This is a genomic window from Vallitalea guaymasensis (genome assembly GCF_018141425.1).
GTDB lineage: Bacteria > Bacillota > Clostridia > Lachnospirales > Vallitaleaceae > Vallitalea > Vallitalea guaymasensis.
Genome location: NZ_CP058561.1, coordinates 1,489,394 through 1,503,784 on the forward strand (window position 1 = coordinate 1,489,394; position 14,391 = coordinate 1,503,784).

Genomic DNA, 14,391 nt, shown 5'->3' on the forward strand with positions numbered 1-14,391 from the left:
TATTTGATATTAACGTAACAACGTTTTATCAAACAGCCCCATTAATATTGTTAATCATATATTTAATGACATCATAGTACTAAATAAAAGATTAGCAATAAGTTATTTATCACTAATCTTTTTCATACCTATAAATCAAAATACATTTCAAACTCGATTGGATTAGGCATAATATTTACTTTTGATGCATCACATCTAATACGTTTCAACTGGTCTCTGATAATACCTTCTGTGAATACCCCACCTTTTAATAAGAATTCATAGTCTTTTTCCAGTTCATCTGCTGCTTCTTCAAGAGATTTTGGTAATCCTTTTATCTTAGCTTTTTCTTCTTCTGGAAGGTTAAAGATGTTAATGTCGTATGGACCATAACCTTCTTCAGTAGGATCAATCTTATTCATTATTCCATCCAGCATTGCCATCATTAGAGCTGAGTAAGCTATGTATGGATTACATGTCGCATCTGATGGTCTGAATTCAAAACGCTTAGCATCAGGTTTTTTAGCATATCCTGGTATTCTAATAACAGAACTTCTATTAGCAGTAGCAAAACAAATACTAACAGGTGCCTCATATCCAGGTACAAGTCGTTTGTATGAGTTAGTACTTGGATTGGTGAATGCCATTAGCGCTGGTGAATGTTTTAGTATTCCACCTATTGCATATAATGCTGTATCACTTAAACCAGAATATCCATTTTCATCATAGAAAATAGGTTTGGAGTCTTTGAACAATTGAAAATGAACGTGCATACCATTTCCTGCTTCACCAAATATTGGCTTAGGCATAAAAGTTACTGTTTTACCATTTCTGATTGCTTCATTTTTCAATACATATTTAGTTAACATAGTTCGGTCAGCCATTTCCAGCAAACCACTAAAGCTCAATTCTATTTCTAATTGACCAGGTCCACCTACTTCTGTATGATGATATTTCACTGGTACACCTAATTCTTCAAGAGTCAATACCATCTTATTTCTAAGATTGTAGCTAACGTCATTAGGAATATCCACGTGGTAACCATTATGATGACCAACTTTGAATCCTAGATTTTTAGTGCCTTTATTCCCCATATTCCAATCTGCTTGTTCAGAATCCAGATAAACTTCCATATGGTTAGGAGTGGTTTTATATGATATATGGTCTAGAATATAAAATTCAAATTCAGGTCCATATAAAGTCTTGTCTGCAATACCTGTTTCTGTCATATATTTTTCTGTTTTTTCGGCAACATATCTTGGATCTCCTTCAAACCTTTCTATCTTATCTCCTATGGAATAGATGTTACCTATCATGGTTAATGCAGGTACTTCATTAAAAGGATCTACAAATGCACTGCTTAAATCTGGAATAAATACCATATCCGATTTTTCAACTGTTAGAAAACCATAGCTTGAGCCATCAAAACCAATACCATCTTCAAGAGTTTTTTTAGTAAATCTTGTTGTTGGAATGGTTAGATGATGCCATTTTCCTGCTAAATCAATAACTTTAAAGTCGATTACTTTAATATCATTTTCTCTGCAATAATTTTTTAGTTCGTTTAAATTTTTAAACATATAGCATCCCCCTAAATCAATAAGTTTTGGTAACTGCATTTTAAATCATATTATATGTTATTACAACATTAAATAGTTTATATAATTATTAATTCAAATATTCCTAATTTAATTAATTTTTTAGTGGGAAAACTTTATTATAATGTAACTTAATTACAAGTCAGTCAGAAAAGGCACAATAAGTAAAATCTTATCATTAAGCAAAACCGAAAGTATTGTAAAAGTTATTGTTGTTGGTGATTTAAATGAATAAAATACTTTCTACTTTTTTTGCAATATAAGAATGGAGCCATTTAAGGCTCCATATTGGAATATTATTAAATATAGTAGTTATATTAAATTTTACTTATTAAACATCAATTTCTACATCTAGATTTTTGTAGTTACCGTCGTACCAAACTTGTCCCCAACCTTTACCTTTAATAAATCTGTGTTCAGCATCAGTTTCTACAGTTACTTCTTCTTCATCAGTATCTTTTTTAAGATCAGAGTCTTCTTTTTTAGACCCACCATTTTTCCTAGTACCTTTAATTGCTACTCTTATTTTATCCATTTCTTGACTACATGTTACATTAGCAGTACAAGTAGTCTCATCACAAGTCACTTTAAGTACACAAGTTCCACCTCCCAATTCCACACTTGTAGAATCTTCAGCCGCAAAAGCACTAACACTGGAAAGCATTAATGTTGCAGATACAGCTGTAATTGTCAATATTTTTTTATTTTCATCTTCTGTTCTCTCCTTTTTTTAATTTTCTGATATAATAATAACACATTATAATAATTATATATACATATAATTATATTTATTTTAGATTGTTGAATTATATTTTTACTATATTTTCTTTATTAATTATTTTGTTTATATTTGTTTATTAAAGTAAGTTTACCATTATATATTTTAATATACCATTATAACAAATCCAATTTCTATATCTTCATATTTTCCATATGGTTATCTTTTTAATTTCCTTTCAACTTTACCTTTAAAGAGTTCATATAGTAAAAAGAATATGAACTGGTTAGAAAATAAGGTTTTGCCTATATATAAAATAGCCATCACCATCTATGATTGTTAGATGGCGATGGCTTATACTCATTCTCATCGTATTCTTATTTTTGCTTATGAAATTTTTAAAATTTCCTTATGGCATACTGTTAAGGATTATTCTTTATCATTTTTTCTCCATTTATTTAAGATTACTAGTGTTCACGCTAAGGAGTAAACAACTTCTCATTTTACTGGTGCTACCCTTAAAAATAATAAATAATCTAAAGTTCTTAAAATTTTTTATTTTATGTAGTGTTAATGTCGTGTTGGATAATGTTATGATATATCCAAGCCAAACAAATGGCTGTATTATATAAAATCGCGATTTATATATATATAATATTAAATTAAGAAAGAAGGAAAAAATATGTCAAACTTAAGATGGGCTTTAAGAGACGCTGATACATATTCTACGTCTCAAGCCACTGAAAAAATAGGTAGTATTGATGCAACCGAAGAAGTTGAATATCTTAATCAAAAAGTAAATGGATATGCGTATATTGAATATAGTACTATCCACGGCAGAAAGAAAGCTTGGGTTTATGCTAACAATCTTACGGCTACTAAACCACCTAGAGAAATAGGGATTATGCCAGTAGGTACAAAATTCAGATCTCCAACGGATTTCCCAAATTATCAAAGTGGTGGTTTTCATGGGGGGACAGATATTGCTAGCAATGAAGGTGCAGCAGAAGGAGATCCAATAAAAGCATCATTTGCTGGAAAAGTAGTAGACGTTGTGACAAGTGTAAAAGGAGTCGATCATTCTAAGGGTTTCGGTAACTATGTAAAAATTAAATCATTAATTAATGGAAAAAATTATTACACTTATTATTGTCATATGCTTTATGGTTCTGTAAAGGTATCTAAAGGAAACACTGTATCTAAGGAGCAAGTAATAGGCAAAATGGGGAATACAGGACACAGTTATGGTGCTCATTTGCATCTGGAATATAGAGTAATGCCTTATAGCCCACGTGCCTCACACGTTGTGGATCCAAGGAAATTTTATTAATAGTTAGCGATGGAATAATAAATTAATGGTATAATCGATTAAGCATAGGTATAAGAAAAGAGGCTCCGTTAAAAGCAATGTCATTTAGTTAAGGCATTGTATTTAAAAAGAATCAGTACCCAAAAAGTATCTAAGAGCCAAAGTGGTTCTTTAGGTGCTTTTTTTGCATGACAAAAAAACAGATTGTCATCTGCCAAAAAATAGTATATTATTTTTATATTAAGCAACTCTGTACAAAAAACTTATTGAGCTTTGGACTTTGACTTTGCGAGGGTCGCTTCGTTCCAATCTAATAGGTAGAATATATTTTTGTATGAGTTTGCTAACATCAGGTGGCTTCTTATCCTTTAAGATTTTGAAAAAATATCTGCATATATGAATTGCCATTGTGTAATTTACTTGATATAAATGTTTTGTGTCTTTTTGGGTTATAATTACATTTGTTGTAATCAACTCACAAAAGTTATACATTATCATGCGTGCAAATATTTCTTGGATGATATAAGCCACCTTTTTAGCATGAAAGTTAGTAAGTCCAATGGCATATTTTAGTTCTCTAAAAGACGTTTCTATCCCCCAACGTAAATGATATAGCTCCTTCAATTTTTTGGGTGGAAACTGTTCTTTGCTAAGATTGGTAATTAAGCATTCATAACTGTCTTCAGCCAATTTTACCCTCACTATTCTCAATGTCATAGGATAAAACTTTTTGGTATGTAAGTCTAAGTAGTCAAAAGTTGAGTTATTTGGAAGAAATTTATAAGTATTTTTATTCTCTTTCACCTGTCTTGTTTGTTTTCTTGTTAGAATTGTACTGATGGTTATATCGAATTCGCCTTCTTCTGGAATCTTAAAACCTGAAACAATGCCGCTACTATTTTTATCTTTAACTCTGATTAAGTAATTCCAACCTTTTTTCTCAGCATGTGCAAAAATATTGTAACTTTCATAACCTCTATCAGCCATGATAATTGTTTTGTCATTAATATTTGAGCGATCTATCATAGTTGCCATAGCACGGTATTCATTTTCCTTTCTGGCTGGTTGTATTAAAGCATCTGTATATCGCCTTTCAAGGATATTATAGAATGCATTTAAATGGAGTTGGTTAAACCCTTTACCGAATGATTTTGAGTGAAAGTAGGTATCTATATCACTTGGATTTCTAGAAATGTTAATATCTGATCCATCACATGCAATGAGATTGTATCCTTCATATTTCTTAGTGCCTAAATAAAGAGCGTTAAATTCATGAAAAAGGAATTCAAAAGCAGCAGGCATTATCTTTTTTCGCTGTTGATTAAAGGCAGAAACCGTAGCTGTATCTGTGGAAAAATTAAAGTATTCAAGCATTTCTTTGGATAGAGAGCCACCTTCCATAGTAAGCATCATATGAATCATAGTCTCAAAATTTAATTTTCTATTTCTTGTAAAATCTGTATTTGAATTTTTACAAAATAGAAAAGAAACATTTGATATATCATGAATCAGCTTAATTAAAGTATCTTTAACGTCTGTAGCAAAGTTATTCATAGCGAAACCTCCTTAAAATCATATATTTAAGGGGCTTCGCCACATTTTTTTAGTAATTTGTCAAGGGTTTTATAAAATTTTACAGAAAAAAAGAGAGCCTTATACTATTTCAAGTATAAAACTCTCCTTAAATTCCTTAACTAAATGACATTGCCGTTAAAAGGCCTCTTTTTTTTAAAAATATAATTAATCATTTTTCTTTATAAGAGCACCAGCTAAAAACTTATACTCTCCATCTGCAAGTTCTATTATAAAAGTGCCATCATAAAGGGTAGCAGGCAATTCTTCGTCGGGTTCTTCATTTAATGTAAATGTAATGTGTGCTATTTCATCCTGAAAGACCACCTCATCGATTTCTTGGGATGAATAAAGCCCCCCAACGAATGGAGTATAGGTATAGGTGTCGCTGTTTGCATCATATTCTTCTATTATTGAGTGATCTATTATGGTATTAAATTTACTTAATATATAGTCATCAATAATTTTTGCTGGAACTGTAATACTAGATGTCTCTTCATTGAAGTAGGAATAAAGCTCTGGTCTTATAGAAGTAAAAGAGGAGCCAGCTATATAGGTATCATTAACAATAGGAAGTTTAGTAAAGTAAGATGCATCTACTTTTTTCTCTAAAATCAGCTTATTCATTTTTTCTATAGGCAGAATGTATTTATGTGATTCTCTATCATAATACGGCGCTATAAGTTCTTTTCCTCTAAAGGGTTGTAGAGGGTATGTACCTCCAGTTATAATGTAATTAAATGCTTTTTTAAAATTAATATAATCATCTTGTGTAAAAGAAAAATCATTACTAAAAGTTAGTAGATAATTAGAGATTATCATCTCTAAAATAGCATCATTTAGCTCAGGTATATTGTCTTTTATTATAGGATATGCTGAGTCTGATTTTTGATCTATACTTGGGTTCTTTAAATTGTCTGATGTTTTTTCTGTACTTGTATTAATTGAATCGTCTAATAGTTCATCTTCGTTATATTCATCTTGTTTTTGAGTATTTTTCATACAACCCGAAAGACATAAGACAATTAATAATGGTAAAAGTAATTTTTTCATAAATTAGTCCCTCCAAATAAATCTTTTTATATTTTCATTTCAGAAAATACATTTTCTTCTCATAATAGTAACACATTTTTTCAAATAAATATATTAGATAATAGAAAAGGTATCACCAGCATTTTAACAAAACTTAATCTAAGACAATATAAGATAGCATCACAAAATTGCTTAACGTTAAAAATTAGCATTTTGCTGACACTAACCTATTTTCATTTTTATGTAATTTGATATAAATATATCCCTAATGCTAAATTGTATTCTTAAACATGATATACTCGCCTTTTTGCATTGTTATTATCTCTAATAAAAATCATATCAAATTAATTTTATAACTTCAACCTTAATTTAATTTTATTTTAAAAATATAATTATATGCAACTTAAGTGAGTTCATATAGTCAAAACTATATGAACTCGCAAAAAAACGCTACAACATTGATATAATCTAGTTTTTTATATGTTACTTTATTACCCTATACTTCAAAAATGAATATTTTTGTAACATTTAAAACGGTCAGCACGACCTTTTTCACGAGTGAGTCCATTATTTTATAGCTAAAGATGCATCTTAACATAAACGTATTTGTGAGTCTACCAAATAAAAAAAGCCACTGAACTAATCCAGTGACCTGCATACCTATATATATTATTTAATGATAGCATCCCATATCATAGGATCAGGGCTTGCTATTATAGAATGACTAATCAATTTGTCTTTTTCAGTTACATATCTTATTGCAGCTTTTGAAGATGCTTCAACAGCAGCTACTTCACCTGCAAATAATACCAATGCTTTTCCGCCAAGTTCTCTTGCCATCTTTATCTTCAATATGTAACACCTTGCTGTCTTAGCAATAATATCGGCAGCTTCAATAAGGCATGGCACATTAGAAGTTTCTATAATACCCATTGCTTCATCTTTATTGATTTCGTATTTACCATCAAATGAATTAAAAATACTCTCATGAGGATTACCTAATATAAAATAATCTGTCACAAGTTCTTCATACTCTTTACTCTTGTCAATAGCCGCATTCACTGCACTTAATTTACCACGTATAATTACCATATACTTTCCGGGACATGCTATCAACGACTTAACAATACTAACATTTGCAGCTTTTACCATCAAATCCGTTACAGTTATACCCATGGCGATATTCTTAAATTCAACCATACCTAGAGCATAATCCATTATTACCACCTCAGTACTTCAATAATATATCATTTTCATCATCAATTATTCCAACAACTGCCGCATCAATAGATGCCTCTCTTGTAGCCCCTATCCTTGCAGCACTTCCCAACGCCACTAGAACATAATCACCGATACCTGCACCAACTTGATCTACTGCAACTATTCTCTTGTCTGTCCCCATATTAGATGCACTCTCAATAATCAGAAATTTGCTTCCAACCAAATTATCCAATTTTCTAGTTGAAACCAATGTACCTATTACCTTACCAACTATCATTTTCTATTCACCTACTTATGACTATTTATCATACTCTAAATCATATATATATCATGAATCCGCCAGCTACAACTACACTCACTACCGTCTTCCACAAAAGAAGGGGTATAGTGTTATAATCACGCAGACCGATCGCTTCCCAGAGTAAGGCAAGTGATTATAACACTATACCCCTGACTCATTTTTTTCTAAGGAAATAACATTGTACACTGTCATTTCCTTAGAAAATTATATTATTTATACAATTTCAACACTATCATTACACTTGATACTAAGAGCATTTGCCTCGTCAGTATCGATATGCATCTGTAATGTGTATGTATCATGAACACGAACTAATACGTTAGTCAACATACCACCTCTGTCACTGGATACTCTCACTTTTACAATTTGTTTATCTTTTACACCATAATCTATAGCGTCCTTAGGTGACATATGTATATGTCTCATCGCTATAATACAGGCATTATCTAATGATATGGCACCCTTAGGTCCAACTATGGTAATTGGTGCCGCATTATCAAGTTCACCAGAAGGTTTTACAGGAGGATTGAGTCCAAGTCTCACAGCATCAGTTTTAGATACTTCAACCTGAGTCTTTGGACGGATAGGTCCAAGTACTCTAACATTCTCAATAGGTCTAAGTTTCGTTCCAACAATCGTTACTGTCTCTTTTGCTGCATATTGACCGCCCATCAACTCTTTGATAGGTGTAAGCTCATAACCTTTTCCAAATAGTCTATCAACATCTTCTCTACTTAGATGCACATGTCTAGCGGACACACCTACTGGAATACCACCTTTTGTCTGGTTAATTTGTTCTAACACTTTTTTTGATATTAAATCAACTAATGCTGATTGATCCACGCTACATCAATTCCTTTCACTTTCTTAAAACCTATGAAAGTTTTACTGTATACTCAAGTCTATCATTCAAGTTCTGTCAGATATTAAAATTATACCTAGACTATTTTATGCTTGGTAAAATTTTGCTTACATCACCATGTGGTCTTGGTATTACATGAACTGCTACTAATTCTCCTAATCTTGATGCAGCCTCTGAACCAGTTTCAGTTGCAGCCTTTACTGCTCCTACATCTCCTCTTACCATAACACTTACAAGTCCTGAACCGATTTTTTCAGTTCCTATTAATGTAACATTAGCTGCTTTCACCATTGCATCTGCTGCCTCGATTGCTGCTACTAAACCTCTTGTTTCTATCATTCCTAAAGCTTCCATTCTAATTTCCTCCTTATTGGTTTTAATAATATTCTTAGATTTTATTTCTTGTTTTTCAGTTTCTTTTGTAACTGCTTTTTTCTTAGTATTTCTAGTCTTACGAGTATTCTTTGTTTTCTTTTCTTCTGGTTTCTTTTCTTTCTTTTCTTCAGGTTTGTCTACTAACTCTTCCTCTTCTACAACGACTGTTTTATCTAATACTTTCTCTTCATTTTCCATAACTTCTGGCTTATTCACCACCATTCAAGTATTTATATTTCTCAGTACTCATTTCAATCAATTTATCCAATTCTTCATGAGGACTGGGAATAACTGCATGAGCTGCCAACTTGATATCTCTCATATTTGCCACATAGTCAACAGCTTCTGAGACAGATGAGACTGTTCCTGTCACAATAATAGTTACAAGCCTTCCACCTAATTTCTTTTCCCATGTCACAAATTCTACATCAGCAGTTTTCAACATACCATCTAATGCATTTATTGCAGGCACTAATCCTGATATTTCAACTAAGCCTAAAGCCTTCACTATTTTTCTTCCTTTCTATATATCAAACTCGAATTAATGTCATAGTGTCAAAAGCAATCTTACCCTATATAGTTAAAATTATTCTTTTGACACCATAACCAATTTGTTGGTCCCTCAAGTCCAATATATTTGACTGGGTTATCAATCAATATTAATTAATACTTGGTAGTATTTTTTCAATGTCTGTATGTGGTCTTGGTATTACATGAACTGCCACTAATTCACCTAATCTTGATGCTGCAGAAGAACCAACTTCTGTAGCTGCCTTAACTGCTCCTACATCTCCTCTTACCATAACACTTACAAGTCCTGAACCAATCTTCTCAGTTCCTATTAAAACAACATCTGCTGCCTTTACCATTGCGTCAGCCGCTTCAATAGCTGCTACCAATCCTCTTGTTTCTACCATACCTAATGCTTCTTGCATAATAATTTCCTCCTTGTTTTTTGATTTATTATTTTCTATGATTAATATTCTTGTTTACTCATTGAATCTATCTAACCTTTTAAACAATTAAGTCCTAACATTTTTTCTGTTTCCTCAGTTGGTCTAGCTATCATATGTTTTGAATATACACCAGTAAGATTATTGGCTGCTATTTCAGCAGCTTCCAATGCTGCTTTTACATCATCGATTCCACCACGGATTTTCAAACATACCAATAATGGAACAGGTAATTTATCAGCATTTAGAGGTTTATTCTTATCAAATGACTGTATAGTAACATTACCAGCTTTGCATGCTGCGTCAGCTGCTACAAAACCTGCAACTAATCCAAAAACTTCTATAAGTCCTACTGCTTGATTCATAGAAACATTCCTTTCATATTACTAAGAGTCATCTTACTTATTGACATAAGCTATCTTTATTCCAGCTTGTTTCATATTGGTATCCATTGCTTCATTAAGTTTATCAAGTGGATATTCATGTGTAATAAGGTCAGTAATAGGTAAATCAATACCTTTTGCTCTTCTCAAGAAATCTAGAGTAATTGGATAATCTGATACTTTATATACCCATGAACCTACTGCAGTGATTTCTTTGTTACATATATCAAAGTGAGGGTTGATTGAACAGTTACCGTTGTCTACGAAGAATCCAACTTCACATAAACCTCCACCACGTTTAACAAAGCTCCATATGTTAGCTGCCGCTTGTGGTACACCAGTACATTGGAAAGCAAAATCTGCACCCATTCCAGTAATCTCTTTTATTCTTAGTTTCAATTGTTCACTATCTTTATAGTGTCTGAAATTAACTGTGTGTTTTGCACCTAATCTTTTTGCCATATCAAGACGTTTAGTATCTCCATCAACTGCTATTATGTTTTCAACACCCATAGTACGGATGACAGCCATTACCATCAAACCGATAGGTCCACAACCTTGAATAAGCACTTTACTATTGAAAGAAAGCAATCCTGTTGTCTTAGCTCTTTCTACTGCATGAACTGCAACTGCTGCTGGTTCAATAAGCATTCTTGTTTTCAAATCCATATCATTTACTTTAAAATATGTAGAACCATTTCTTATAATCAAGTATTCGCCAAACCATCCATTGAATTTCTTATCATCATCAGGAATAAGTCCGTAGATACCTGAATTCTCACATAAGTTGTCTCTATCAGGCATTGTAAGGCAATTATCGCATTCTCCACAAGGAATTGTACAGGTCACAATCTTATCCCCAATTCCTATAGGATTACCTACAGTATCTCTGTTAATATTTCTACCTATCTTAACTATTTCACCAGTTCCCTCATGTCCTAGAACAACTGGTATCAATGAGAATGGGTCATTCTTGTATTCATGTACATCAGTACCACAGATACCACAACCTTCAACTCTGATAAGCATTTCATCATCACTGATCTCAGGTATTTCAAATTCTTGTACTTCAATGTTTTTCTTACTTTTCAACATAGCTACTTTGGCTGTTTTTGGTATAACTGAATTAGTTGCTACAGTTTCTACTTTTGTTCCTTTATCATTACAAGCCACTTCACTTATTACCTGTTTTACAATGGATTCAATATCAATATTATTTATTTCCATCTTCTAATAACTCCTCTCTTGATATTTTTTATCTAATACATAAACTCTCTGCCATTACGCATCTTCTTATCTTGGTAAATGAACTTGCTGACGTAAGTCCTTCACCTGTTCTACTTGCTATTGTAAATGTACAATATCCTTCTCCACCAAATCCTAATGCTGCATATGAAGGAGCATTTTTCACAAAAATTGCTGTATCAATCAATTTTCCATATTTGGTTAGGTTATCAACATTCTTAGAATGCATATGAGCCGAATGTCTATTACCATGTTCTAACTCAACTGCTAAATCAATAGCTTTATCTACGTCAATTACTCTTACAATTCCAAGTATTGGCATCATAAGCTCTTCTATTACCAATGGGTGATTTTCATCTGCTTCAAATATGATACACTTGATATTTTCATCTACTGTAATTCCAATGGCATCTAGTATATATCTAGCATCTTTTCCAACATACTTTCTATTAAGAACAGTCTTACCGTTTTTATCAATTAATACTGTATTAGTCAATCTATCAATTTCATCGCCTTCAATCTTATAGCTTCCAGCTTCTTCCATGTAATAAATCAACTCATCTGCAACCTCTTCCACTACTACGACTTCTTTTTCTGCTATACATGGTAAGTTATTATCAAAAGTTGCTCCGTTAAATATGTCATAAGCCGCTTTTTTAATATCAGCTGTTTCATCAACAACTACTGGTGGATTACCTGCTCCAGCTCCAATAGCTCTCTTACCAGATGATAAAACTGCTGTCACTACTCCAGGTCCTCCTGTTGCAACTAGAAGTCCAATACTCTTATGCTTAAACATTGTATCTGCACTTTGAAGAGTTGGTTTCTTAACGGAACATGCTATATAATTAGGTCCCCCAACTTCTACAGATGCTTTATTAACTAGTTCCACAGCATAATTCGAAACTCCTATGGCTCCTGGATGTGGATTGAACACTACTGTATTACCACCTGAAAGCATTCCTATGGTATTACATATAACAGTTTCACTTGAATTAGTAGATGGAGTAATTGCTCCTATAACACCAAATGGTCCTTGTTCAACCAAAGTAAGTCCTCTATCTCCTGACCAAGCAACAGTTTTGATATCCTCTGTTCCAGGTGTTTTTTCAGCAACTAATTTGTGCTTTAATATTTTGTCGCCCACACGACCCATTCCAGTTTCTTTTACACCCATCTCAGCCATTGTCTCAGCATTCTGGATGGTCTTCTTTCTTATGTTCGCTATAATCTTTTCTCTAAATTCAAGAGGTAATTGTCTAACTTTTCTTTGAGTCTTGATACTAGCATTGATAGCATCTTCCATATTCTCAAAAATACCATATGAAGAATTGCTGCTCTCCTGTGTGGTACCCGTGTTACTCATATTAGCAATAACGCTCTTGACAATAGACTCAATATCAACGTTGTTTACCACTTAATCCACACTCCTTCCTTATTTTAAGTATCTTATAATGTCTTATATTACTGACGCTCCATAATCAGCAAGCATGGTATCTTCCAAAGCACTTCCTCCACTAACACCAAGACCACCAATGATCTCACCATCATGTAACAGCAAAGTTCCTCCACCAAATATTACAATCCTGCCATTATTAGTATCTTGTATACCATATAAAGGACCATTTGGCTGTGCTAACTTACTAAGTTCCTGTGTACTCATCTTCAAACTTACAGAAGTAAAAGCTTTATTAAGGGCAATATCATAACTTGCTATATATGCATCATCCATCACATTTACTGCAATAGGATTACCTTCTTTATTAACTACAGCTATAACAACATTCAACCCTATCTCTTTAGCCCTGCCTTGTACTCTCTCTATAAGCTCTTTAGCCTGTTCTAGATTAATACCTTTTTCTGACACTTTTACTTTACTTGAATTGCTACCTAGTACATCCTTAACTTTTTCCATAATCACTTGATTAAACTCCTGATATCTTGCTAACACATATAGATAATCTGACAACCTGTTAACATATTTGAGATAATCTTTATCCAAGGGTCTCTCTCTATAAGACTTGACCAAACCTCTCTCAGCACGTCTGCAAATTGTCCTTGCAACATCAATCTGAGCCGATAATCCAGTCTTTCCTGGTAGAATGAATTTCTTTTGCTTAGGATATCTACCCTCATATTCAACAATCCATTTTTCTAATAAATAAAGCTCTTCTGCTAATCCAGCTTCTCTATCTTCTAGTCCAGCTATAATACCCATCAAAGAAATAAGTCTATTCTGTATCTTTTCTATCTGCTCAATTATATTTGCATCATCAAAACCAGCTTTTACAAGACCAATATAGGACATTAGTTCATCAAAATTACCATTGGTATCTATGAATATATTATCTTTATCCACAGATGTACCATCATATAATCTTGTATATCCACCGTCTCCACTTTTTGTAAACACATGATTACTGTTTTTCATACTATTTTCCTTTCATCACAAAATAAAAAGTATCAAAATCTATAATTTAAAAGGCATCCCTTTTACATATCTAGCCGCATTATTACCAAATACTCTAAAGCTAGACCTATCAGCTATATCAATCTTCAAAAGGGGCTCTCCCACCTTAAGATTACTAACATGCAAAACTATATGACTATTCACAACACTTATCCCAACACCCAACAACGAACTTTCCGAAGCCTCATAAGCACTTGTTATAGCATCACAGTCCTTGGTTTCATAGGAATAACTAAACAATCCCTCTTCTTCTATACCAGCCAATATATCTTTTACATACTCTTTATTTTGTCTAGAATAACACACATGTATCTCTGGTCTTCTATGCTCCATCAAATCACCTTATAATCAAAATAATATCCACCACACTACA

General features: G+C 32.6%; 16 protein-coding genes. 1 reads left to right on the forward strand and 15 read right to left on the reverse strand.

From position 1 onward, the window contains the following. Window positions 1-128: 128 nt before the first annotated feature. Together glnA and HYG85_RS06845 are read right to left on the reverse strand one after the other, a co-directional pair. Entirely contained in the window at window positions 129-1,559 is a 1,431-nt protein-coding gene (gene glnA / locus HYG85_RS06840) for a type I glutamate--ammonia ligase (RefSeq protein WP_212692846.1), read from the reverse strand. A gap of 349 nt (window positions 1,560-1,908) precedes the next feature. Then, window positions 1,909-2,271, reverse strand: a complete 363-nt coding sequence (locus HYG85_RS06845; protein ID WP_212692847.1) for a hypothetical protein — start codon at window positions 2,269-2,271, stop codon at window positions 1,909-1,911. 706 nt (window positions 2,272-2,977) lie between these two features. Between HYG85_RS06845 and HYG85_RS06850 the strand changes: the two genes are divergently transcribed. Next, window positions 2,978-3,625, forward strand: a complete 648-nt coding sequence (locus tag HYG85_RS06850; RefSeq protein WP_212692848.1) for a M23 family metallopeptidase — start codon at window positions 2,978-2,980, stop codon at window positions 3,623-3,625. A gap of 219 nt (window positions 3,626-3,844) precedes the next feature. Here HYG85_RS06850 and HYG85_RS06855 read toward each other — a convergent pair whose 3' ends face one another. The 13 genes from HYG85_RS06855 to HYG85_RS06915 form a co-directional block, all read right to left on the reverse strand. Then, window positions 3,845-5,158, reverse strand: coding sequence for an IS4 family transposase (locus HYG85_RS06855; protein ID WP_212691541.1), 1,314 nt, complete (start codon window positions 5,156-5,158; stop codon window positions 3,845-3,847). A 186-nt stretch (window positions 5,159-5,344) separates the two neighbouring features. After that, window positions 5,345-6,229, reverse strand: a complete 885-nt coding sequence (locus HYG85_RS06860) for a hypothetical protein (protein WP_212692849.1) — start codon at window positions 6,227-6,229, stop codon at window positions 5,345-5,347. Window positions 6,230-6,877: 648 nt separating this feature from the next. Beyond that, entirely contained in the window at window positions 6,878-7,426 is a 549-nt protein-coding gene (locus tag HYG85_RS06865; RefSeq protein ID WP_212692850.1) for a BMC domain-containing protein, read from the reverse strand. A gap of 10 nt (window positions 7,427-7,436) precedes the next feature. Continuing rightward, complete coding sequence (locus HYG85_RS06870; protein ID WP_113672243.1) at window positions 7,437-7,706, reverse strand: EutN/CcmL family microcompartment protein; 270 nt, start codon at window positions 7,704-7,706, stop codon at window positions 7,437-7,439. Window positions 7,707-7,943: 237 nt separating this feature from the next. Further along, on the reverse strand, window positions 7,944-8,573 hold the full coding sequence (gene pduL / locus HYG85_RS06875; RefSeq protein ID WP_113672244.1) for a phosphate propanoyltransferase: 630 nt from the start codon (window positions 8,571-8,573) through the stop codon (window positions 7,944-7,946). A 100-nt stretch (window positions 8,574-8,673) separates the two neighbouring features. After that, window positions 8,674-8,952, reverse strand: coding sequence for a BMC domain-containing protein (locus HYG85_RS06880; RefSeq protein ID WP_113674441.1), 279 nt, complete (start codon window positions 8,950-8,952; stop codon window positions 8,674-8,676). Window positions 8,953-9,175: 223 nt separating this feature from the next. Next, window positions 9,176-9,475 carry a BMC domain-containing protein gene (locus HYG85_RS06885; RefSeq protein ID WP_330619236.1) on the reverse strand — a complete coding sequence of 100 codons (300 nt, stop codon included), beginning with the start codon at window positions 9,473-9,475 and terminating at the stop codon, window positions 9,176-9,178. A 151-nt stretch (window positions 9,476-9,626) separates the two neighbouring features. Beyond that, complete coding sequence (locus HYG85_RS06890; protein WP_113672246.1) at window positions 9,627-9,905, reverse strand: BMC domain-containing protein; 279 nt, start codon at window positions 9,903-9,905, stop codon at window positions 9,627-9,629. 68 nt (window positions 9,906-9,973) lie between these two features. Continuing rightward, window positions 9,974-10,285 carry a BMC domain-containing protein gene (locus HYG85_RS06895; protein WP_113672247.1) on the reverse strand — a complete coding sequence of 104 codons (312 nt, stop codon included), beginning with the start codon at window positions 10,283-10,285 and terminating at the stop codon, window positions 9,974-9,976. A gap of 33 nt (window positions 10,286-10,318) precedes the next feature. Then, window positions 10,319-11,530 (reverse strand): zinc-dependent alcohol dehydrogenase, encoded by a 1,212-nt coding sequence (locus HYG85_RS06900; protein ID WP_212692851.1) that lies wholly within the window; start codon window positions 11,528-11,530, stop codon window positions 10,319-10,321. 28 nt (window positions 11,531-11,558) lie between these two features. Further along, window positions 11,559-12,965: an aldehyde dehydrogenase family protein gene (locus tag HYG85_RS06905; RefSeq protein ID WP_276515026.1), complete on the reverse strand. Its 1,407-nt coding sequence runs from the start codon at window positions 12,963-12,965 to the stop codon at window positions 11,559-11,561. 42 nt (window positions 12,966-13,007) lie between these two features. Further along, on the reverse strand, window positions 13,008-13,979 hold the full coding sequence (locus HYG85_RS06910) for a cob(I)yrinic acid a,c-diamide adenosyltransferase (protein WP_212692852.1): 972 nt from the start codon (window positions 13,977-13,979) through the stop codon (window positions 13,008-13,010). A gap of 39 nt (window positions 13,980-14,018) precedes the next feature. Next, on the reverse strand, window positions 14,019-14,351 hold the full coding sequence (locus tag HYG85_RS06915) for a glycerol dehydratase reactivase beta/small subunit family protein (protein WP_212692853.1): 333 nt from the start codon (window positions 14,349-14,351) through the stop codon (window positions 14,019-14,021). Between the last annotated feature and the right edge of the window lie 40 nt (window positions 14,352-14,391).

What these genes read in the sequence shown, in the direction of transcription:
- glnA (WP_212692846.1), bottom strand. Translation starts at nt 1,559, where the DNA reads ATGTTTAAAAATTTAAACGAACTAAAAAATTATTGCAGAGAAAATGAT.
- HYG85_RS06850 (WP_212692848.1), top strand. Translation starts at nt 2,978, where the DNA reads ATGTCAAACTTAAGATGGGCTTTAAGAGACGCTGATACATATTCTACG.
- HYG85_RS06855 (WP_212691541.1), bottom strand. Translation starts at nt 5,158, where the DNA reads ATGAATAACTTTGCTACAGACGTTAAAGATACTTTAATTAAGCTGATT.
- HYG85_RS06860 (WP_212692849.1), bottom strand. Translation starts at nt 6,229, where the DNA reads ATGAAAAAATTACTTTTACCATTATTAATTGTCTTATGTCTTTCGGGT.
- HYG85_RS06865 (WP_212692850.1), bottom strand. Translation starts at nt 7,426, where the DNA reads ATGGATTATGCTCTAGGTATGGTTGAATTTAAGAATATCGCCATGGGT.
- HYG85_RS06870 (WP_113672243.1), bottom strand. Translation starts at nt 7,706, where the DNA reads ATGATAGTTGGTAAGGTAATAGGTACATTGGTTTCAACTAGAAAATTG.
- HYG85_RS06895 (WP_113672247.1), bottom strand. Translation starts at nt 10,285, where the DNA reads ATGAATCAAGCAGTAGGACTTATAGAAGTTTTTGGATTAGTTGCAGGT.
- HYG85_RS06900 (WP_212692851.1), bottom strand. Translation starts at nt 11,530, where the DNA reads ATGGAAATAAATAATATTGATATTGAATCCATTGTAAAACAGGTAATA.
- HYG85_RS06910 (WP_212692852.1), bottom strand. Translation starts at nt 13,979, where the DNA reads ATGAAAAACAGTAATCATGTGTTTACAAAAAGTGGAGACGGTGGATAT.
- HYG85_RS06915 (WP_212692853.1), bottom strand. Translation starts at nt 14,351, where the DNA reads ATGGAGCATAGAAGACCAGAGATACATGTGTGTTATTCTAGACAAAAT.